Source organism: Micromonospora sp. GCM10011542, assembly GCF_042650685.1.
Lineage (GTDB): Bacteria > Actinomycetota > Actinomycetes > Mycobacteriales > Micromonosporaceae > Micromonospora.
The window spans coordinates 98,907-118,269 of the sequence record NZ_JBHSBO010000028.1 but is presented as its reverse complement, the minus strand read 5'-3'; the positions used below and the strand labels follow the sequence as shown (position 1 = coordinate 118,269).

At 73.0% G+C, this 19,363-nt stretch carries 19 protein-coding genes; 11 read left to right on the top strand and 8 right to left on the bottom strand.

Annotated features, from left to right (window positions below):
• Positions 1 to 18: 18 nt before the first annotated feature.
• The 4 genes from ACFOW4_RS09740 to ACFOW4_RS09725 all read right to left on the bottom strand — a co-directional run bounded on the left by ACFOW4_RS09740 (position 19) and on the right by ACFOW4_RS09725 (position 5,113).
• Entirely contained in the window at positions 19 to 3,000 is a 2,982-nt protein-coding gene (locus ACFOW4_RS09740) for a hypothetical protein (protein ID WP_377526421.1), read from the bottom strand.
• A gap of 78 nt (positions 3,001 to 3,078) precedes the next feature.
• The gene (locus tag ACFOW4_RS09735; protein ID WP_377526419.1) at positions 3,079 to 3,378 is read right to left on the bottom strand and encodes a cupin; all 300 of its coding nucleotides are present in this window, start codon (positions 3,376 to 3,378) and stop codon (positions 3,079 to 3,081) included.
• A complete protein-coding gene (locus ACFOW4_RS09730; RefSeq protein ID WP_377526566.1) occupies positions 3,375 to 4,325 on the bottom strand; it encodes an LLM class F420-dependent oxidoreductase in 951 nt (316 codons plus the stop codon). The genes ACFOW4_RS09735 and ACFOW4_RS09730 overlap by 4 nt, the downstream gene beginning before the upstream one ends.
• Before the next feature lie 2 nt (positions 4,326 to 4,327).
• Entirely contained in the window at positions 4,328 to 5,113 is a 786-nt protein-coding gene (locus ACFOW4_RS09725; RefSeq protein WP_377526418.1) for an ABC transporter ATP-binding protein, read from the bottom strand.
• A gap of 269 nt (positions 5,114 to 5,382) precedes the next feature.
• Between ACFOW4_RS09725 and ACFOW4_RS09720 the strand changes: the two genes are divergently transcribed.
• Positions 5,383 to 6,411, top strand: a complete 1,029-nt coding sequence (locus ACFOW4_RS09720) for an ABC transporter substrate-binding protein (RefSeq protein WP_377526416.1) — start codon at positions 5,383 to 5,385, stop codon at positions 6,409 to 6,411.
• Positions 6,412 to 6,511: 100 nt separating this feature from the next.
• A complete protein-coding gene (locus ACFOW4_RS09715) occupies positions 6,512 to 7,372 on the top strand; it encodes an ABC transporter permease (RefSeq protein WP_377526415.1) in 861 nt (286 codons plus the stop codon).
• 238 nt (positions 7,373 to 7,610) lie between these two features.
• On the opposite strand, the gene ACFOW4_RS09710 is transcribed toward ACFOW4_RS09715, so the two are convergent.
• On the bottom strand, positions 7,611 to 8,792 hold the full coding sequence (locus tag ACFOW4_RS09710; protein WP_377526413.1) for an ABC transporter substrate-binding protein: 1,182 nt from the start codon (positions 8,790 to 8,792) through the stop codon (positions 7,611 to 7,613).
• Positions 8,793 to 9,238: 446 nt separating this feature from the next.
• On the opposite strand from ACFOW4_RS09710, the gene ACFOW4_RS09705 reads away from it, so the two are divergent.
• From ACFOW4_RS09705 to ACFOW4_RS09690, 4 genes are read left to right on the top strand one after another with little or no spacing between them, the layout of a single operon-like run.
• On the top strand, positions 9,239 to 12,397 hold the full coding sequence (locus ACFOW4_RS09705) for a nitrate- and nitrite sensing domain-containing protein (protein WP_377526412.1): 3,159 nt from the start codon (positions 9,239 to 9,241) through the stop codon (positions 12,395 to 12,397).
• Positions 12,394 to 12,801 (top strand): roadblock/LC7 domain-containing protein, encoded by a 408-nt coding sequence (locus ACFOW4_RS09700; RefSeq protein WP_007465177.1) that lies wholly within the window; start codon positions 12,394 to 12,396, stop codon positions 12,799 to 12,801. The genes ACFOW4_RS09705 and ACFOW4_RS09700 overlap by 4 nt, the downstream gene beginning before the upstream one ends.
• 59 nt (positions 12,802 to 12,860) lie before the next feature.
• A complete protein-coding gene (locus ACFOW4_RS09695; RefSeq protein WP_377526410.1) occupies positions 12,861 to 13,226 on the top strand; it encodes a DUF742 domain-containing protein in 366 nt (121 codons plus the stop codon).
• Positions 13,207 to 13,830 carry an ATP/GTP-binding protein gene (locus ACFOW4_RS09690; RefSeq protein ID WP_377526409.1) on the top strand — a complete coding sequence of 208 codons (624 nt, stop codon included), beginning with the start codon at positions 13,207 to 13,209 and terminating at the stop codon, positions 13,828 to 13,830. Before ACFOW4_RS09695 ends, ACFOW4_RS09690 begins: the two co-directional genes overlap by 20 nt.
• Positions 13,831 to 13,975: 145 nt before the next feature.
• Here ACFOW4_RS09690 and ACFOW4_RS09685 read toward each other — a convergent pair whose 3' ends face one another.
• Positions 13,976 to 15,067, bottom strand: a complete 1,092-nt coding sequence (locus ACFOW4_RS09685; protein ID WP_377526407.1) for a uroporphyrinogen-III synthase — start codon at positions 15,065 to 15,067, stop codon at positions 13,976 to 13,978.
• Positions 15,068 to 15,329: 262 nt separating this feature from the next.
• Between ACFOW4_RS09685 and ACFOW4_RS09680 the strand changes: the two genes are divergently transcribed.
• Both ACFOW4_RS09680 and ACFOW4_RS09675 read left to right on the top strand, forming a co-directional pair.
• Positions 15,330 to 15,593 (top strand): DUF6364 family protein, encoded by a 264-nt coding sequence (locus ACFOW4_RS09680; RefSeq protein ID WP_377526406.1) that lies wholly within the window; start codon positions 15,330 to 15,332, stop codon positions 15,591 to 15,593.
• Positions 15,577 to 15,870, top strand: a complete 294-nt coding sequence (locus ACFOW4_RS09675) for a hypothetical protein (protein ID WP_377526404.1) — start codon at positions 15,577 to 15,579, stop codon at positions 15,868 to 15,870. The genes ACFOW4_RS09680 and ACFOW4_RS09675 overlap by 17 nt, the downstream gene beginning before the upstream one ends.
• 22 nt (positions 15,871 to 15,892) lie before the next feature.
• Here the strand turns inward: ACFOW4_RS09675 and ACFOW4_RS09670 are convergent, their stop codons facing one another.
• Both ACFOW4_RS09670 and ACFOW4_RS09665 read right to left on the bottom strand, forming a co-directional pair.
• On the bottom strand, positions 15,893 to 16,387 hold the full coding sequence (locus ACFOW4_RS09670; RefSeq protein WP_377526403.1) for a hypothetical protein: 495 nt from the start codon (positions 16,385 to 16,387) through the stop codon (positions 15,893 to 15,895).
• Between the two features lie 84 nt (positions 16,388 to 16,471).
• The gene (locus tag ACFOW4_RS09665; RefSeq protein WP_377526401.1) at positions 16,472 to 16,690 is read right to left on the bottom strand and encodes a hypothetical protein; all 219 of its coding nucleotides are present in this window, start codon (positions 16,688 to 16,690) and stop codon (positions 16,472 to 16,474) included.
• A gap of 240 nt (positions 16,691 to 16,930) precedes the next feature.
• Here ACFOW4_RS09665 and rplM point away from each other — a divergent pair, with 240 nt between their 5' ends.
• The 3 genes from rplM (at position 16,931) to glmM (ending at position 19,341) form a co-directional block, all read left to right on the top strand.
• Positions 16,931 to 17,374, top strand: coding sequence for a 50S ribosomal protein L13 (rplM, locus tag ACFOW4_RS09660; protein ID WP_121399851.1), 444 nt, complete (start codon positions 16,931 to 16,933; stop codon positions 17,372 to 17,374).
• Between the two features lie 20 nt (positions 17,375 to 17,394).
• Positions 17,395 to 17,868: a 30S ribosomal protein S9 gene (gene rpsI / locus ACFOW4_RS09655; RefSeq protein WP_053653862.1), complete on the top strand. Its 474-nt coding sequence runs from the start codon at positions 17,395 to 17,397 to the stop codon at positions 17,866 to 17,868.
• 117 nt (positions 17,869 to 17,985) lie between these two features.
• A complete protein-coding gene (glmM, locus tag ACFOW4_RS09650) occupies positions 17,986 to 19,341 on the top strand; it encodes a phosphoglucosamine mutase (protein WP_377526399.1) in 1,356 nt (451 codons plus the stop codon).
• Positions 19,342 to 19,363 lie beyond the last annotated feature (22 nt).

Sequence of the window (19,363 nt, the reverse complement as noted above, 5' to 3'; positions counted from 1 at the left end):
TGACCCGCGCCCGGGTGGTCAGTCGCGGTGGTGGCGGCCGGTGGAGCGCAGGGAGCGACGGCCGCTCTCCTGCTCCGGCTCGTTGTCCGCCAGGGGCTTGCCCAGGCCGGCCACCCAGTCGACGTACTCCTCGTCCTGTGCGGGCAGCGGCTCCGCCGCGGCCGGCTCGCTCCGGCTCTCCTCGACGTCCCGGGAACGGTTGCGGCGGAACAGGCCCAGCCGACCTCGCCGGGAGGGCTGCTCCGCACCGTCCGAAGAGGAATCGCGGTCCCGGTCGGCGTCACCGGTCGCCGCCCCGTCGCGACCCGGGGCGGTGTCGGTGGGCGTGCCGGCCTGGTCGGGGACCGCCGGAGACGGCCGAGCGTCCGCCGTCGGGGCGGACGGCGCCTCGGTGGTCTGGTCCGACGTCCTGGTGCCGGTGCTCGCGGGTGCATCGCTCGACGTCCAGGCGGTGGCCGTGGAGTCGTCCCGCGGGCCCGGTGAGCCGGTGCTGCCGCGACGGGCGGTGGCGAAGGCGTCCCAGCTCGCGGCCCGGCTCAGGTCGGGCAGGGGTGCCCGGTGCCGGGGGCGGGGCGTCGGTTCGGTCGGCTGCTCCGGCCCGCTGGGGGCGTCCGACGCGGTCGGGTCGGGCACCTGGGCACTCGTCGTCGACGCCCAGGCCGGGGTGACCGGCCAGGTCGGTGGGGCGGGAGTCCACCGGCCCACCTCCCGGTCGCTGGGGGTCGTCAGGCCGAACAACGGACCAGGGGCGCCGGCGTCGGCACCGGACGGCTCAGCACCGGGAGCGCGGGTGCCGGACGCGGTACCGGTGCGGGCCGCCGTGTCGGCGGCACCGTCCCCCTCGTCGGCGGACTCCATGGCAGCCGGCGGCTCCGGGGCGGCATTGATCGGGGTGGTCGCTGCGGCCTCGGTGCCCCGGAGGGACCTGCTGGCCCGACCGTCCTTGCCGGCGCGGGCGGTCTTCCCGGCGGGGGCGGAGACCGTGCCGGTGGCGGGTGCCGCGGCCGGGTCCGAGGACGCGGTGGTCCCGGCGGCTGCGACGGCGGCGCTCGCCGGCTCGCCGGTGCTCGGTCGGTCACCGGCCGGCGCGGTGGAGTCGGGGGCCGCTGCGGTCGAAGGGCCGCTCGGCGTCGGGCCGGTGGTCGAGGCCGGGGCAACGGCCCGCGCGGTGGAGTCGGCTGCGGCGGTCGATGCGTCGCTGGGCACCGGCGGGGTCGAGGCGCGTACACCCGCTCGCGCGCTGGCCTTGGTGGTCGAGCCGGGCGTGCCGGTCCGGGGGCCGCCGGTGTCGTCTGGGCCCCCGGAGCTGGCCGGACCGGTCCCGATGTCGGACGACGAGGTGTCGACGGTTGGCTCTGGGGCGGTAGCGGCGGCCGGGCTGGACTTCGGCTTGCGGGTCCGGCGCGGCTTCGGGGCGGGCGCGCTGGCCGCGTCTCCGCCGGACGGCCGGCGCGTGCCGGTCGTGGCCTTGACGGCGGCGCCCGGGCGGTCGGGGTCACCCGACCGAGCCCGCTCGGCGTCGGCAGGTCCGCCTTCGGCGGCCTGGTCCGTACCGGTGGTGTCCGGGGTGTCCGTCGGGGCCTGGTCCGGAGCGGCGGTGTCGGTGGTGACCGCCCGGGTCTGGTCGTCCGGGCGGTCGACGGGAGCAGGCGTCGGCTCGGTGCCCGCCGTGGCGGTCGGGGCGGGCTGCGCAGTCCTGGCCGGAGTGACCGCCGGGTCGGCGGCGGCGGAGGTGGGCGGCTTGTCTTCACGGTGCCCGGCGGCCGGCAGGGTTTCGGGCCGCGCGACGAACTCGCCGGTGGGAACGGTCAGCCAGGTGGCGGGTGCCGCCGGGCCCTCGCCGGGTGCGGGCGTCTCCGGGTGTCGGGGCTGGTCGGGGTGCGGGACCAAGCCGTGCTGGCCCGCCGCGGTGGTCGCGGGCCAGTCCCAGTGCGCCGGAACGGTGCGGATCGTTCCGGACCCGTCCACGGTGCGCGGGCCACCGCTGCCGGCCAGTTCCGCGCCGCTGGTGGCGGCGACCGGCTCGTCGTTCTCCCGTTCGTCCGTCGGGATCGCGGACCCCGGGGAGGCGGTGGAGGGCAGGGCCGGGCCGGTGGGCAGCGCGCGGAGGATGTCGGTGGGCTCGATCGTGTCGGAGGTGGCGGTGCGGGCGCCCGCCGGCCAGCGCAGCAGGGCGGCCGCCGTCGCGCCGAGCGCGCCGGCGGCGATCGCGAGCAGCGCCGCGTAGTAGGGGGTGGTCTGGTAGCGGTCCACGGGGCCGCCGGGGCCGGCGGTCAGGTAGGCGAACGCCACCAGCACCGGACCGGCCACCCCCGTCGCGCCGCTGACCAGCGGGACCTCGCCGCGGCGGCGGGCCAGGCCGGCGGTCGCCGCGCCGGCGAGCAGAGCCACGGTGGGCAGCAGGAGCAGCGCTAGTCGCTGCGCGGCGGCGGCGTCCAGCCAGCTCGGCTCGAGTACGCCGAGCCGGACGGTGCGCAGCGGCCCGGTGGTGCCGAGCGAGGGCAGGACCGACAGCAGTGCCAACAGCCAGAGGGCACCGGCCACGGCGGCCACGTTCCAGCCCAGCTCCGGCCGGAGCAGCACTGCGATCGCCGCGCCGGCTCCGAGGACCGCGCCCAGGATCGCGCAGATGCCGACGGCCCAGACCGGGTCGACGGAGATCAGCTCGGCGGCCCGGGCGGGCTGCATGCAGAGCGGGGCGACGGCGGTGGCGCCGAGCGCGGCGGCGCCACCGATGGCCAACTGGCGGCCGACGGTGGCGGCCAGCCCGTCGCGGCGGGCCAGTCGTCCGGTGAGGACGGCGCCGGCCACCGCGGCGTTCGCCGCGAACCAGCCCACCCAGACGAGCTGGGCCGGCCACTGGTTGACGGTGGTACCGGTGAAGGCGCCGGTGAGCCGGATGATGCCGAAGCCGTAGGCGACGCCGAGCTGGCCGGCTCCGGCCAGCACGCTCACGCCGAGCGCCGTGAGCAGCAGTCTGCCCCAGGTCCGAAAGGCCATGTCCGGCACGTTACGCACCTGCTACACCGGATCGCCACCGGCGCGCCGCGCGACGCGCCGGCCCGCCCTGCGGCGGGTTTACTTGAGTTCGACCAGCCGGGCCAGGTAAGTCGTGTCGCCGACATTGGTCAGCATGTGCACCGCTCCGGGGTCCCGGTAGACCACGCCGCCGGTGGGCTCGTCGGCGTCGATCCGGGTGCCGTCGACCGTCTGCACGACGTTCTTCGCGCCCTGGATGGCCACCACCAGGTAGGGGTGGTCGTGCCGGTGCAGCGGCTGCCGCTCGCCCGGTTCCAGCCGGATGTGCCAGACCCGGACGCGGTCGTTCTCGTACACGATCTCCTGGCCGACCGGTCCGAGCTGGGTCACGTCGGTCATCGTTCTCCGTCCAGTTGCGGGAGCACCTCGGCGGCGATGAGCTCCAGGTGGTCGAGGTCGGCGAAGTCGATCAGGCGCAGGTGCACCCGGGTGGCGCCGACCGCGGCGAACTCGCCGATCCGCTGCACCAGTTCGGCGGCAGAGCCGATCACCGGGTCCTCGGGCGGCAGCGCGCTCTTCTCGTGCAGCGGCGCGGCCCGCCGCTGCGCCTCCGCGTCCGTCCGGCCGACGGCCACCACGATGCCGGCCGAGAGCACCAGTGCAGGACGCCCGGACTCCGCGCGGCCGACGCGATCGCACGCCTCGCGCACCCGCTCGTACGCCGCCGCGGTCTCCGCGACGGACTTGAAGGGCATGTTGAACTCGTCGGCGTACCGGGCGGCGAGCTCGGGGGTGCGCTTCGGACCGCGCCCGCCCACGATGATCGGCGGACCGGGTACCTGCACCGGCTTGGGCAGCGCGGGCGCGTCCACCAGCCGGTAGTGGTCGCCGGTGAAGCTGTAGGTGCCGCCCGGCGGGGTCCGCCACAGCCCGGTGATCACCTCGAGCTGCTCGGCGAGCCGGTCGAAGCGCTCGCCGACGGCCGGGAACGGGATGCCGTACGAGGTGTGCTCGCGCTCGTACCAGCCGGCTCCGATGCCCAGCTCGACGCGGCCACCGCTCATCTGGTCGACCTGGGCGACCATGACGGCCAGCGGGCCGGGCAGTCGGAAGGTGGCCGAGGTGACCAGGGTGCCGAGTCGGATCCGCTCAGTCTCCCGGGCCAGCGCGGCGAGGGTCAGCCAGGCGTCGGTCGGGCCGGGCAGGCCGGAGTCGGCGCCCATCGCCTGGTAGTGGTCGGCGCGCAGGAAGCCCTCGAAGCCGCCCGCCTCGACCAGTCGGGCGAACCGGAGCTGGTCGTCGTAGCTGGCGCCCCGGTGCGGCTCGGTGAAGACCGACACCCGCATGCTCATCGTCCTTCCGCCCCGGCGGCGGCCGGCTGGTCGCGTTCCATCAGCAGTTCGTGCAGGTCCGCGCTGACCCGGGCGACGTCGGCCAGGTGCGCGTTGCGGCCCAGGGTGCGGGGCCGGGGGATGTCGACGTCGACCACCTTGCGGATCCGCCCGGGGCGGGGGCTCAGCACGACCACCCGGTCGGCGAGCAGCACCGCCTCGTCGATCGAGTGGGTGACGAAGACGATGGTCGGCTGGTTCTCCATGTGCACCCGCTGGAGTTCGCCTGAGAGCTCCTCGCGGGTGAGTGCGTCGAGGGCGGAGAAGGGCTCGTCCATCAGCATCACCCGGGGCTCGCCGATCAGTGACCGGCACAGCGACACCCGCTGCTGCATGCCGCCGGAGAGCTCGTGCGGCAGTCGCTTCTCGAAGCCGGCCAGCCCGGCCACGTCGAGCAGCTGCCGGGCCCGCTCGCGGTGCTTGGCCCGACTCCAGCCGAAGATCTCCACCGGCAGCAGGACGTTGTCGAGAACGGACCGCCAGGGCAGCAGTGCGGGCTTCTGGAACAGCATGGCGATGTCCCGGCGTGGCCGGGTGATCGGCGTGCCGGCCACGGTGATCTCACCGGCGCTCAGTGGCAGCAGGCCGGCGATCAGCCGCAGCAGAGTGGACTTACCGCACCCGGAGCGGCCGAGTACGGCGACGAACTCGCCCTCGGCGACGTCGAGATCGATGCCCCGGAGCGCCTCCACCCGGCCGGACCGGCCTTCGAAGGTACGGGACACCCCGGACAGTCGGATCATCTCCGGCAGGCCTCCGCTGAGTGGGCAGTCAGGATCGGACAAAGGCTATCCGGCTCGTCGACGTATCGCACCGTCCGGGGTGGTCGTCAGGATGTATCCGTTCCGCAACCCGATACGCCTGGCGTCGCAACTGTGGGTTTCTCGTACGCTGTGCCCGCGAAGAATCCCCCACGATGGCGGTATCCGGCTTCCACCCCTCCCGCCGGCCCGCCGCGACAACCCCCCTCCGGTGGCCAGCGGCCCCGGTCGGAAAGGACATGGTGCTACTGATGAGAAGGCTGACCCGTACGGTCGCCACGGCCGCGCTGGCCACCGCCCTCGCCCTCGTCTCCGCCTGCAGCAGCGGGTCGGACTCCTCCGACGCCAAGGGCGGCGACGGCAAGGCGCTGGAGAAGGTGACCTACCTCACCTCCTTCGGCAACTTCGGCCGTGACTCCTACGCCTATGTGGCGAAGGACAAGGGCTTCTTCAAGGACGCCGGCTTCGACGTCGAGATCAAGCCCGGCCAGGGCACCGGCGGTGTGATCCAGACCATCGTCGGCGGTCAGGCCGACTTCGGCCCGATCGACCTCACCGGCGGCCTGCTCCAGCTCGGCAACGGCCAGGCGAAGGACTTCGTCGCGGTGGCCGCGATCCAGCAGCGCACCATGGCCGCCATCGCCACCGTCGAGGGCAAGAACATCGCGTCCCCGAAGGACCTGGAGGGCAAGAAGCTCGCCGACACCCCCAGCTCCGTCGTCCGCAACCTCTTCCCGACGTACGCCAAGCTGGCCGGCGTGGACGCCAGCAAGGTGACCTGGGTCAACGGTGAGGCGCAGGCGCTGATCGGCACGCTGGCCTCCGGCTCGGTGGACGGCATCGGCCAGTTCGTCGTCGGTCAGCCGACCATCGAGGCGGTGGCCAAGAAGAAGGCCGTCATGCTGCCGTACAGCAACGTGATGCAGGACCTCTACGGCAACGTGCTGATCACCTCCTCCAAGATCGCCAAGGAGAAGCCCGAGATGGTGAAGCGGTTCACCGCGGCGCTGCTCAAGGGCCTGGAGTACAGCCTGGCGAACTCCAAGGAGGCCGCCGACATCCTGAAGAAGAACGTCGACGCCACCAACCCGGTCGCCGCCGCCGCCGAGCTGGACCTGATGGCCGCGTACGTCCGCTCCGGCAACTCGGGCACCGCGATCGGCACCCTGGACAACGGCCGGGTCGCCAAGAGCATCGCGATCCTGCAGGGCGCCGGTGCGCTGAAGCAGAACATCACCCCCGAGCAGATCATCGACTTCAGCCTCGCGCCGAAGGCCTGATCGTCCGGTCGTCACCCGGGGGTACGTCCCGCCGTTTCGGTGGGGCGTGCCCCCGTCGCTCGTCGGCCCCCGCGGGCCGAGGGAAATCGAGGAGGTCCTGATGACCGACGTCCGGTCACCCGAACCGGCCGTGGCGGCGTCCCCGCCCCCGGGCGCCGGCCCCGAGGCGGGGTGGGCCGGCCGTCGCGCCGGTGTGCGCGCCGGGGCGGAGGCGGCGTTGCTGCCCGTGGCCGGCCTCCTGGTCGCCCTGGCGGCGTGGTGGCTGGTCGCCCGGCTGGAGCTGATTCCGCCGGCCGCGTTGCCGCCCCCGGGTGGAGTGTTCACCGCCTTCGTCGACAAGCCGGCCCGGATGCTGGAGCACACCTGGGACACCCTGCTGGAGATCGTGTTCGGCTTCGCTCTCTCGGCGGCCGCCGGCGTCCTGATCGGACTCACCCTGGCCAGCTCCCGCGCCGTGGAGCGGATGTTCACCCCGTTGCTGGTCGCGGTGAACGCGGTACCCAAGATCACGCTTGGTCCGCTGCTGGTGGTGGCGCTTGGCTGGGGTCAGAAGCCCATCCTGACCATGGTCTTCCTGCTCTGCTTCTTTCCGATCGTGCTCTCCACCGCGACCGGGTTGACCACCACGCCAGCCGACCTGGCCGAGCTGGTCCGCTCCTGGAACGCCTCGCGCTGGCAGGCGTTCCGCAAGGTGCGCTTTCCGGCCGCGCTGCCGCAGATCTTCGTCGGGCTCAAGGTGGCCATGCCGCTGGCCGCGATCGGTGCGGTGATCGGCGAGTTCCAGGCCGGCGAGAGCGGCCTCGGCTACGTCATCCTCCAGTACGCCGGCGTCGGCGACTACGCCACCGCGTGGGCGGCGATCCTGCTGGTGGCGCTGGTGAGCATCCTGCTCTACGCGGCGCTGGTGCTGGTCGAGCGGATCGCCCTCCCCTGGGTCCGCGAAACCACCAGCAGCCGCTGACCCGACGAGAGAGATCTCGAACGCGCAGGGCCGGCCCCCGAAGGAGGCCGGCCCTTCCCGTCGGTCTCCCCGACAGATAGATCAGCACCGGAAAGGCCGGCGCACCGCGAGCGGCGGACGGCCTGAGGTGTGGCCCCGCCGTGCCCGGCGGAGGGATCAAGCCTGACCGCCCGGAGCCGGGTACGGCGGGGCCACACCGTCCCGGCTCGGGAAATGGAGGGGCCGAAGGAGCCGGGCCTCAGCCCGCCAACCGCCAACGGCCGTTCCGCGCCACCAGCGTGGTCAGTGCCTGGGGCATCAGCCCGGAGTGGTTGTCCGGCGTCATCCGGATCGGGCCGGAGAGGCCGTCCATCTGGGAGGTCTCCAGCACGTCCCGGATGCCGTTGCGGTCCACCTGCCCGGCCGGGCCGCCGGCGCGCAGCTCGGCGTCGGCGATGAGCTGCACCGCGTCGGCGGCGAAAGACGAGGAGCCGTTGTACCCGCCGTACCGGGCCGTGTAGTCCTGGAACCACTGCCGGCGGGCCGCCTTCGCCGGGGTGGTGGCGATCACGTCGTCGATCACCATGGTCTGGGTGAAGATCAGCGTCGCCCGTTCGGTGGCTTTGGTCGCAGCGCCGAAGAAGAGGTCGCCGGCGGCGCCGGCGTCGAAGAAGAGCGAGCCACGGAAGCCGGCCTGCTGGGCCGCGGTGGCGGCCAGGGTGCCCTGCTCCGGCGGCGTCCACACGAGAAGCGCGTCGGGCTTGCGGTCGGTGAGCTGCCGGACCTGCTGGCCGACCTCGGTGTCGGTGGTCTTCACCGGCACCTCGCGGAGCAGCTTGATGTCGGCCTTGCCGAGTTCGGCCCGCAGCGCGGTCACGCCCTCGCGGCCGTAGTCGTCGTCGCTGTGCAGCAGGCCGACCTTGCGGATGTTCTTGCGGCGCAGTTCGGCGGTGAGCGCGGCGGCGCTGTCGGCGGCGTTCGGGCCCAGCTTGAACACGTAGCGCCGCTCGGCAACGGGGCTGGCGATCGCTCCGGAAGCGGCGAGCGCAATGGTGGGAATCCGCTTCTCGTTGATGATCCCGACCGCGCCGACCGCGCATTCGTTGCAGCCGCCCATGATGATGGCGCTGACCCGGGAATCGCTGCTGAAGTCGCCGATGTTGCGCAGTGACTCCTTGGCGTCGGAACGGTTGTCCTTCACCTTGAGTACGATCTTACGGCCGTTCAACGCGCCCGAGGAGTTCAGCTGGTCGCGCTTGAGTTCCAGGGCCCGCTGGTACGCCCGACCGACCGGGGCGGCGGAGCCGGAGAGTTCGAGGTCCGCGGCGATCACAATCGGACTCGTGTCCTGGTCGGCCTCGCCGAGTTGGCAGCCGGTGAGCGTGGTGGCCAGCACGGCCGATGCGAGCGCCGCGATGGTCGCGGAGCGGATGGGGCTCAACTCAAGTCCTCCAGGTGCGGGCGCGGGCGCTGCCCGGTCACCGCCGCTAATCCGTCCTCAGTGGAGGAACGGGATCTCCTCTGCCGTACGGTGTGCGCGAAGCCTGCAAAACCTTGCCAATGGCGGGCGCTGTGGTCAAGCGCGGACGTCGGTCGCCTTTTCGGGACGGCGATCCCACATGCTGGTGTAACGCAATGTTTGCAAAAGCTCACGTTGCATACACGTGCGGCCACTCTGAAGTCACATGCCCTGTTCAGGGGCTTGTCGAAATGAAGGTATCAGTTGACCGGATCACGGGTTGAGCGCCGTCCGACCGTTTCCTACCTCACTGCGGCTTCCCAAAAAGGATCTCGTCTGATGAAATCGCGGCCGTGCCGCGTGTGGTCCCCACCGCCAACGGCACGGTTCGGCGGGCCAGGCGGGGAAGAAACGACGGAGGCGATGTCGTGAGCACCGGACCGACGACCCTGCCCGAGCACGGCGACGGCGATCGGCGTACCCGCCGACGGCTGCCTCGCCTGCGCGACGCCCGGATCCGGTCCAAGCTCGCGCTGATCCTGGTCGTTCCGGTCGCGGCGGTCATCGCACTGGCCACGGTCCGGCTGATCTCGGTGGGTGAGGGTGCGTACGACGCCACCCGGGCCCGGTCGCTGACCGCGCTCTCCATCGACGTCTCCGCGCTGACGCAGGACCTGCACGCCGAGCGGATGGCAGCGGCTTCCTACCTGGCCACGCCGCAGCAGCCGGCCGACGCGTACAACCTGCGGGTACGCCAGACGCAGCAGCGGGTGGACGCCTACCGCGCGGAGCGGGAGCGGATCGGCGAGGTGCCCACCGCGCTGCGCGACCGCCTCGCTGCCATCGACGAGCATCTGGACACCCTGGACAGCACCCGCCAGGAGGTGCTGGACCGTCGGCAGATGGCCGTCGCCGAGGCGGTGCTGCGCTACGGCGTCATCCTCACCGACCTGGTCGCCTACGGCGACGGGCTGGCCCAGCTTCCCGGCGAGGAGAGCCTGTCGGACAGCCGCCGGGCGGTCGCCGCGTTCGCCCGGGCCAAGGCGGCGGTCGCCGAGGAGGAGGCGGTGGCCTTCACCGCGCTCACCGCCGGCCAGTTCGACGAGGAGCAGTTCTCCTCGTTCATCACCACGCTGACCGGCCAGCAGGAGGCGCTTGTCGCCTTCTCGCTCGCCGCCGACCCGGCCCAGCGGGCCCTGGTCGACAGCACCGTCTCCGGCGACGCCGTCGGCCTCGCCGACCGGGTCGCCACCGACATCACCCGCTCGGTCGGTACGCGTCCGCTGGTCACCCCGCAGGACGCCGTCGCCGCCATCGGGGCCGTCAACGACCTGATGCGCTGGGCCGAGACCCAACTCCAGGCTCGACTGCTCGAGCAGGCCGACGAGGCCCGGTCGGACGTCATCCGGCAGGCCGTGATCGAGTCGGTGCTGGTGCTGCTGACCCTGATCATCGCGGTGTCGCTGGCCGTGGTGCTGGCCCGCTCGCTCAACCACTCGCTGCGCCGGCTGCGTGAGGGCGCCCTCTCGGTGGCCAACCACGACCTGCCGGACGCGGTGCGGCGGCTGCAGACCATGGGCAGCGTCGGCGATGGCGGGGTGGACGAGATCGTCCGCCAGGTCCGGGACCCGATCCAGCTCACCAACCGTGACGAGGTCGGTCAGGTGGCGCTGGCCTTCAACGTCGTACACCGGGAGGCGGTGCGGGTCGCGGCCGAGCAGGCCGCCCTGCGGACCAGCGTCTCGGCGATGTTCCTCAACCTGGCCCGCCGCAGTCAGACCCTGGTCGACCGGATGATCGGCGAGCTGGACGCCATCGAGCGTGGCGAGGAGGACCCGAAGCGGCTGGCCCAGCTCTTCGAGCTGGACCACCTGGCCACCCGGATGCGCCGCAACGACGAGAACCTGCTGGTGCTGGCTGGTGCCGACTCCGCCGTGCCGCGCCGCGACGACGCGCTGCTGGTGGACGTGCTGCGCGCCGCGCAGTCCGAGGTCGAGCTCTACAACCGCATCGAGTTCGGCGCCGTGGAAACCGACATCTCGGTTGCCGCGCACGCGGTCAACGACGTGGTACGCCTCGTCGCCGAGCTGCTGGACAACGCCACCCGGTTCTCGCCGCCGAACACCACGGTCGTGGCCGACGGTCGGCGGATCCGGGACTACGTGCTGATCCAGATCGAGGACCGCGGACTGGGTCTCACCGAGGAGCAGCTCGACTCGCTCAACCGGCGGCTCGCCGCGCCGCCGAGCGTCGACGTCGCGGCCTTCCGCCTCATGGGTCTGGCCGTGGTGAGCCGGCTCGCCTCCCGCTACGGCGTCCGGGTCGAGCTGCGCCGCAACGTCGAGGGCGGCACCGTCGCCCAGGTGACGCTGCCGGCCACCACCGTCGTGCTGCCCACCAACCGCGGTCGCGACCAGGCCCTCACCCGGCCGCGCCAGCCGATGGCGGTCGAGCAGACGCCGCTCACCCCGATCGGCCACGCCGAGCCGTTCGCCGGGGCCACCGCCGCCGCGACCCTGCCCGACCAGTGGCGGACCAGCACGCCGGCGCCCACCCCCTGGCAGGCGCCGGTGGACGCGCGGGACATCGCCCCGGCGGTGTCGGCCGGTGGCCGCACGGGAACGCACCCGACCATCCCACCCGCGTCGCTGGCGCCTCCGGCCGCGCCGGCCGCGCCGGCCGCGCCGGCCGCGCCGGCCGCGCCGGCCGCGCCGGCCCGCCCCGCGTACGCCGGCAGCCCCGCCTCGGCCGGCAGCCCGACCGTGGCGTACCCGACGATCGACCCGCTACCCCGCCGCTCCGCCGTGGGGGAGACCGGCGACGGGCGGAGCGCTCCGGTGCTTCCGGTCGGCCCGGTGGCCGGCTCCGGTGCGGTGGCGCCGCCGGCCGCGCCGCCGGCGCCGGCGGCCACGGTCGCGACCCGGGCGGAGTTCCCCGCCGAGGCACCGATCTTCCGGGAGATGGAGGCGGTCTGGTTCCGCTCCCACGGTGACGACGCGACCGCCATCTTCACCCGCCCCAAGTTCGACCAGGAGCCGCCCGCCGCCCAGGCGGCGGCGGTCGACCCCGCCCGGGGCCTGCGCGTGACCACGGGGCCGAGCGCCCCCGCACCGGCCTCGACGCCGGCCCGGCCACCGCTGCCCACCCGTACCCCGGGCACCACCAGCACCGACGGCACCGGCACCGTGGCGCCGCCGCCGTCGTACGTTCCGCCGGCGGCCGCCCGGCCGCCTGTCGCGCCGACCTCGCCCAGCCCGGCGACGGCGCCGCCCACCCCGGCCACGGCGCCGCCCAGCGCGCCGGCCGCCGATCCGGACGCCTGGCGAACGGCCGCGGACGACGGCTGGACCCGGGCCAGCCGCGCGGCCGAGCCGGCCGCCGCCGGCACCACCCGCTCCGGGCTGCCCAAGCGGGTGCCGCAGGCGCAGCTCGTGCCGGGCGGCATCGAACCGAAGGGGGGCCGGGACCGTAGCCGGCGGACCCCCGACGAAGTACGGGGCCTGTTGTCGGCCTACCACCGCGGCGTGCAGCGCGGCCGGTCGGCCGGGACGGACCAGATCAGCACCTCGACCAAGGAGAGCCGATGAACAGGCCAGCGGCCATGCAGGACATGGGTTGGCTGCTCACCAACTTCGCCGACAGCGTGGCGGGCATCGCCCACGTGGTGGCGGTGTCCGCCGACGGGCTGCTGCTCGCGTCCTCCCGGGACCTTCCGGGCGACCGGGCGGACCAGCTCGCAGCTATCACCTCCGGCGTGGTGAGCCTGACCGAGGGTGCGGCGCGGATGTTCAGCGCGGGCGGGGTGCTGCAGACCGTCATCGAGATGGACAGCGGGTACCTCTTCCTGATGTCGATCAGCGACGGCTCCTCGATGGCCGTGCTCGCCGCCCGCAGCTGCGACGTGGGCCAGGTGGGCTACGAGATGGCGCTGCTGGTGGAGCGGGTCGGTGCCGCGCTGGTGCCGCTGCCGCGCGACGCGGTGCGTTCGTAACACCGAGCTCAGGCGCGCGGACCGCGCGCCGGACCAGGGACGGGAGGAGGTGATCGTGGATGGACCAACGGCGCGCTGACCCGCGTGGCGCTCTGGTGCGCCCGTACGCGGTCACCCGTGGCCGTACCGAGCCACAACAGGACATCGCCCTCGAGGCGGTCCTGTCGGCCTCGCCCACCCAGGTCGCCGAGTCCCGGTTCGCCGGGCACGACAAGCACCGCATCGCCACGGTCTGCGAGGGCCGGGCACAGTCGCTGGCGGAGATCGCCGCATACACCCGGATGCCGCTGGGCGTCGCCCGGGTGCTGGTCGCCGACATGGTGGCCGAGAGCCTGCTGACGTTACACACTGCCGCTCCCGCCGAGGGGTTCGAGGAGCGAATGGAAATGCTTGGAAGGGTGCTAAGTGGACTTCGCAGGCTATGACCCCGCTGGGGGGCGGCAGAGCCGGGGAATCGTCTCCGCGAAGATCGTGGTCGCGGGCGGTTTCGGCGTCGGCAAGACGACCCTGGTCGGATCGATCTCCGAGATCACGCCGCTGACCACCGAGGCGGTGATGACCGCGGCCGGTGTCGGCATCGACGATCCGTCGAAGGTGCCGGGCAAGGAGACCACCACGGTCGCCATGGACTTCGGCCGGATCACCATGGCCGAGGACCTGATCCTCTACCTGTTCGGCACACCCGGACAGACCCGGTTCTGGTTCATGTGGGACGAGATCATCCGGGGCGCGGTCGGGGCCGCCGTGCTGGTCGACACCCGCCGGATCACCGACGCGTTCGCGCCGCTGGACTACTTCGAGAACCGCAACCTGCCGTACGTGGTGGCGCTGAACCGGTTCGACGGTGCTCCCCAGTACGAGCTGGACGAGGTCCGCGAGGCGCTGGCCATCTCGCCGCAGGTGCCGCTGGTGATGACCGACGCCCGGCACCGGGAGTCGGTCAAGCAGGTGCTGGTGACGGTGGTGGAGCACGCCATGCTGCGGCTCCAGGCCGAGCACGGCCGGGGTTTCCCGACTCCGGTCGGCTGAACCCACCGAGGTGACGGGCGGTGTCGGTCGGGTCGATCCCGGCCGGCGCGGCCCTGCCGACCTGCCCTCGGCCGCGAGATCTTAAACGGAATGCGCCCCTCCGGGGGCCGTTTCGTATCTCTAAGCGGGCCAGCCCACGAGGCGGTCAGTCGACCCGGAGCCGGTAGCCGCGCTTGACCACGGTCTGCACCACCCTCGGCGCGCGCAGCCCGGCGCGCAGCCGGGCCACCGCCATCTCCACGGCGTGCTCGTCCGCGCCCCGGGGCAGGGTCCGCAGCAGCGCGGTACGGGACAGCACCCGACCGGGTGACAGCGCCAGCGCCCGCAGCACGGCCATCGGGGCCGGAGCGAGCGGGCGCAGCTCGCCGTCGACGACGGCGGCGTGCCCGCGCAGGGTGAGCAGGTGTCCGCCCGCCTTGAGGGTGGTCGTGCGGCGGGGCAGCTCGTCGACGATGGTCCGCACCAGCGCGCCCAACCGGGCCCGGGTGGGTGCGCTGACCGGCACCCCGCGGCGCAGCAGCGGCTCGGCGGTGACCGCGCCGACGCAGCCGGCCAGCACGTCGCCACGGAACGCGGCCAGCACCGTGTCGGTCCGGTCGCCGGCCGCCCGTAGCAGCGCCTCCGCCGCCGGAGCCGACGTGAAGGTGACGGCGTCCACCAGCCGGCCGACGATCAGGTCGACCAGCCGGTGCAGCGGGGCTGGGTCGGTCGGCGGGGCCCAGCGGTAGACCGGCACCTCGATCACCGTGGCGCCGGCCGCCTCCAGCGCGAGCGTGCACTCCGGCTGGCGCTCGCCGTGCAGCTGCATGGCGATCACCTGCCCGGCCACTCCGCGCCGGCGCAGGTGGTCGACCACCTCGTCGCAGCTCTCCGAGGCCGGCGACCACTGGTCGTGCAGGCCGGCGGCCCGGATCGCGCCGCGTGCCTTGGGGCCTCGGGCCACCACGTACGATTGCGCCAGCACCGAGCGCAGCGGTTCGGCCAGACCCCAGCCCTCGGCGGCCTCCAGCCAGCCGCGCATGCCGATGCCGGTGTTCGCCATCAGGATGTCCGGTGGCCGGTCCAGGCAGGCCCGAGTGGCCTCGCGCAGCTCAGTGTCGTCGGCCAGCGGCACGATCCGCAGCGCCGGGGCGAGCACCACCCGGGCACCCCGCCGCTGGAGCAGCGCGGCCAACTCGTCGCGCCGCCGGTCGGCGGTCACCCCGATGGTGAAGCCGGACAACTCCTCCTCCCGCATCACTCCTCCTCGTCGCCACCTCCCGGGGCGCCCGCACCGGTGGAGTTGCCGTCCGCGCACCGTCTGTCATGTCGGGGAAGCGTGCCGGTGGGCGGTTTCCGGTCCGGGTCCCTTCTGTTTCGGTCCTGTCAAGTGGGACTCGCACCGGTCGGAGCAGGGGAGAGCCGTGCCGGAAACGTCACCGGAGGGCGTTTCGACGCCTGTGAGGCGCAGACGCCTCGCGGGGATGACTGGCGGTCATACCAGCGGGTAGTCTCCCGGCATGACCGCCAAGGTGACCCTGTCCTTCACGGACGAGACGATTGAGGAGGCCCGCCGGTTCGCCAAGCGCGAAGGGCTGTCGCTCTCCGCGTGGATGGACCAGGCCGCCCGGGAGAAGGCGCTGCGCGAGGTCTTCACCGCGCACGCCGCCGCCGTCGGCCGCGCCGGCCTCGATCTGGAATCCGCCGCCCTCGCCGACGCCCGCGAGGTCGCCATGGTCGACGACCTGCTCTTCGGCGGACGGCCGCGTGCTGCGGAGAGGTGAGGTCTGGCGCATCGAGGGCGCCCGGGAACGCCTCGGCCTGGTGATCAGTTCCGACGTCTACAACTCCACCGACGTGCCCATCGTCATCGTGGTCGAGGTGGTCGACGAGTCGCTGCTGCGCGACTCTCCGCTGGCCGTGCCGATGGGCCGGTACGTGGTCATGCCCGACCGGCTCTCCTCGCCGATGAAGAAGTGGTTCACCGAGTGCGTGGACGTCGCCGACACCGACACCATGCTCCGGGTCGGCCGGGCGCTGCGCATCCTTCAGCAGATCTGAGGCCGCAGCCCGCGGGGGGCCGTCAGCCCGGCTCGCGCCGCGCAGCGGCGTACCAGCGGGCGACCTCGTGGTAGGCCGCCTTCGGTTCCCAGCGGTATCCGTCCTCCGTCGGGATGGCCTTGACGATGCCGTAGCCGGCCATGTCCAGGTCGTAGCGGGGGTCGGGCGAGTGGGGGTGGTAGGGCTCGATGAACTCGAACACGAACGCCCCGTGCACCCCGGTCGCCTCGAACACGTCGAGGAGTTCGCCGATCTCCGTTGCCGGGCCCTGCTCGTCGCGCACCGGCGGCCCGGTCACCTCGGCTCGGGGACCGCTGTGGTCGATCCGCTCGTGCGCGGCCGGCCCCAGCCGCGCCGCTCCGGCGAAGGCGGCGCAGCCGAACTCGGTCACCACCACCGGCTTGCCGTGCCGGTGGAACCGGCGCAGGCTCGCCGCGTACCGCCGTCGGTTCTGCGGCACCCGGTAGTGGTCGAGGCCCACGATGTCGAACGGGCCCCAGTCCACCCGCTCCCACAACGCGGCGCTGTAGGTGAGCGGGCCCCGGAAGTCCGCCCGGGCGACCGCCGCGGCCCGGCGCAGCAGCGCGTTCAGTTTCCGGTTTTACCAGGGCAGCAGCGGCCAGCCCCGCAGGGTGGGAAGTCGGGCGGTGCGCTGGGCGTACCCCGCGCCCGGCATGATCTCGGCGGAGAAAATGGTCAGCTCGCAGCCCACGTTGAGGGTGACGGCGGGGTGTCGTCGGCGCAGCGTCTCGGCCGCCCGCGCGGCTGCGGCCAGGTGTGCCAGGGTCTGCGTCGGGCCCGCGCTCTGCTTCGTGATCACCTGGATGGTCTATCGTCGTCCGAGGTCGCACGGCTCGACGCCGTGTGAGCTGCGCCATCGGGAAACCGGCTGGCGTGCGGGGGAAGGACCCCGTTTTGACCTGCCGACCGGGCGCCGGGTATCGTTGCCTGCTGTTGTACGACATCCAGAGGCGTGCCACATCAGGTACGCTTGGTCGTTCGTGCGCGCCTGGTCAAATCGGCGCGCGACCCCAGACCGACGACGAGACAAGGTAGACCTGTGCGTACGTACAGCCCGAAGCCGGGTGAGATCGAGCGTCAGTGGCACGTCATCGACGCCTCTGATGTCGTGCTGGGCCGCCTGGCCACCCACGCCGCCACGTTGCTGCGTGGTAAGCACAAGCCGACTTTCGCGCCGCACGTCGACACGGGCGACTTCGTCGTCATCGTGAACGCGGGCAAGGTTGCGCTGACCGGCAACAAGCGTCAGACCAAGGTTGCCTACCGCCACTCCGGTTACCCGGGTGGTCTGAAGCAGGTTGGCTACGACGAGCTGCTGACCAAGCGCCCTGAGCGGGCCATCGAGCTCGCCGTGAAGGGGATGCTCCCGCACAACAAGCTCGGCCGTCAGCTGATCAAGAAGCTGAAGGTCTACGCCGGTGCCGAGCACCCGCACGGCGCGCAGCAGCCGGTGCCGTTCGAGATCAAGCAGATCGCGCAGTGAGCGCGGGCGAAGGAAGCAGCATGACCGACATCACCGAGACCGAGGTCGCCCCGGAAGCCCCCGAGGCCACCGAGGCGCCGGCGCCCGTCGCCCGCGCGCCTCGTGGTGACCGGCCGATCCAGACCGTGGGCCGCCGCAAGGAGGCCATCGTCCGGGTCCGCATCGTCCCGGGCACCGGCAAGATCACCTGCAACGGCCAGGACCTCGAGGCCTACTTCCCGAGCAAGGTGCACCAGCAGCTCATCAAGGACCCGCTGGTCACCGCCGAGAAGCTCGAGCAGTTCGACGTCATCGCCAACCTGCGTGGCGGCGGCACCACCGGCCAGGCCGGTGCGCTCCGGCTGGGCATCGCCCGCGCGCTGATCATAAACGAGCCGGACGACCGCCCGGCCCTGAAGAAGGCCGGCTTCCTCACCCGGGACGCCCGGGTCAAGGAGAGCAAGAAGTACGGCCTCAAGAAGGCCCGTAAGGCTCCCCAGTACTCGAAGCGCTGATCTTTTCCAGCGCGTTGTACTTCTGACGGACGGCCGGTCCGCCTCCCCTCGACCGGGGAGGTGGGCCGGCCGTTCCGCTTTCTCCTCATCGGTAGTGCTCATCGGAGGTTGGCGGGTATGGGTCGGTTGTTCGGCACTGACGGCGTACGCGGGCGGGCGAACGCGGATCTCACTCCTGAGCTGGCGCTCGCGGTCGCGGTGGCCGCCGCGCACACGCTCGCCGAGACAGACCGCAGTCATCCGCCGCTCGCCGTGGTCGGCCGGGACACCCGGGCCAGTGGCGAGATGCTGGAGGCGGCCGTGGTGGCCGGGCTGACCAGCGCCGGCGCCAACGTGGTGCGGGTCGGCGTGCTGCCCACCCCAGCGGTGGCCTTCCTCACCGCGGAGGCCAAGGCCGACCTCGGGGTGATGCTCTCCGCGTCGCACAACCCGATGCCGGACAACGGGATCAAGCTCTTCGCCGCCGGCGGGAACAAGCTCCCCGACGAGATCGAGATGCAGATCGAGGCGGCCGTCGAGGCGAACGCCACCACCGCGTGGGAGCGGCCGATCGGCGCCGGCGTCGGCCGGGTGCACGACCTGCTCGACGGCGCCGACCACTACGTCCAGCACCTGGTCGGCACCTTGCCGCACCGGCTTGACGGGATCAAGGTCGTGGTCGACTGCGCCAACGGCGCGGCAGCCGAGGTCGCCCCGGCCGCCTACCGGGAGGCGGGCGCGGAGGTCATCGCGATCCACGCCGAGCCGGACGGGCTCAACATCAACGACGACTGCGGCTCCAACCACATCGAGGCGCTGCGCGCCGCCGTGGTCGAGCACGGCGCCCACCTGGGCATCGCCCACGACGGCGACGCCGACCGGTGCGTGGCGGTGACCGCCGACGGTGACGAGGTCGACGGCGACCAGCTGATGGCGATCCTCGCGCTGGCCATGCGCGAGGCCGGCACGCTCACCCAGGACACCCTGGTCGCCACGGTGATGAGCAACCTCGGCCTGCGGCTGGCCATGTCCGCGCAGGGCATCCGGCTGCTCGAGACCAAGGTCGGCGACCGGTACGTGCTGGAGGAGCTGCGCGCGTCCGGGCTGGCGCTCGGCGGCGAGCAGAGCGGTCACATCGTCATGCCCGCGCACGCGACCACCGGCGACGGGGTGCTCACCGGCCTGCACCTGATGGCCCGGATGGCCGCCACCGGACGACCGCTGGCCGAGCTGGCCGCGGTGGTCACCAAGCTGCCCCAGGTGCTGATCAACGTGCCGGTCGGCGACCGGACCGTCGGTGCCGCCGCGCCGGCCGTCCGAGCCGAGGTCGAGCTGGCCGAGGCGGAGCTGGGCGAGACCGGCCGGGTGCTGCTGCGCCCGTCGGGCACCGAGCCGCTGGTCCGGGTGATGGTCGAGGCGGCCACCGAGGCGACCGCGCGCGAGGTCGCCGAGCGCATCGCGGATCAGGTCCGCCAAGCCAGCCCGGCCGCCTGACCGGGCGGGCCGGCGACGAAGC

Coding starts and splice junctions, on each gene's coding strand:
- ACFOW4_RS09740 (WP_377526421.1), bottom strand. CDS start 3,000: ATGGCCTTTCGGACCTGGGGCAGACTGCTGCTCACGGCGCTCGGCGTG.
- ACFOW4_RS09735 (WP_377526419.1), bottom strand. CDS start 3,378: ATGACCGACGTGACCCAGCTCGGACCGGTCGGCCAGGAGATCGTGTAC.
- ACFOW4_RS09730 (WP_377526566.1), bottom strand. CDS start 4,325: ATGCGGGTGTCGGTCTTCACCGAGCCGCACCGGGGCGCCAGCTACGAC.
- ACFOW4_RS09725 (WP_377526418.1), bottom strand. CDS start 5,113: ATGATCCGACTGTCCGGGGTGTCCCGTACCTTCGAAGGCCGGTCCGGC.
- ACFOW4_RS09720 (WP_377526416.1), top strand. CDS start 5,383: ATGAGAAGGCTGACCCGTACGGTCGCCACGGCCGCGCTGGCCACCGCC.
- ACFOW4_RS09715 (WP_377526415.1), top strand. CDS start 6,512: ATGACCGACGTCCGGTCACCCGAACCGGCCGTGGCGGCGTCCCCGCCC.
- ACFOW4_RS09700 (WP_007465177.1), top strand. CDS start 12,394: ATGAACAGGCCAGCGGCCATGCAGGACATGGGTTGGCTGCTCACCAAC.
- ACFOW4_RS09695 (WP_377526410.1), top strand. CDS start 12,861: ATGGACCAACGGCGCGCTGACCCGCGTGGCGCTCTGGTGCGCCCGTAC.
- ACFOW4_RS09685 (WP_377526407.1), bottom strand. CDS start 15,067: ATGCGGGAGGAGGAGTTGTCCGGCTTCACCATCGGGGTGACCGCCGAC.
- ACFOW4_RS09680 (WP_377526406.1), top strand. CDS start 15,330: ATGACCGCCAAGGTGACCCTGTCCTTCACGGACGAGACGATTGAGGAG.
- rpsI (WP_053653862.1), top strand. CDS start 17,395: ATGACCGACATCACCGAGACCGAGGTCGCCCCGGAAGCCCCCGAGGCC.
- glmM (WP_377526399.1), top strand. CDS start 17,986: ATGGGTCGGTTGTTCGGCACTGACGGCGTACGCGGGCGGGCGAACGCG.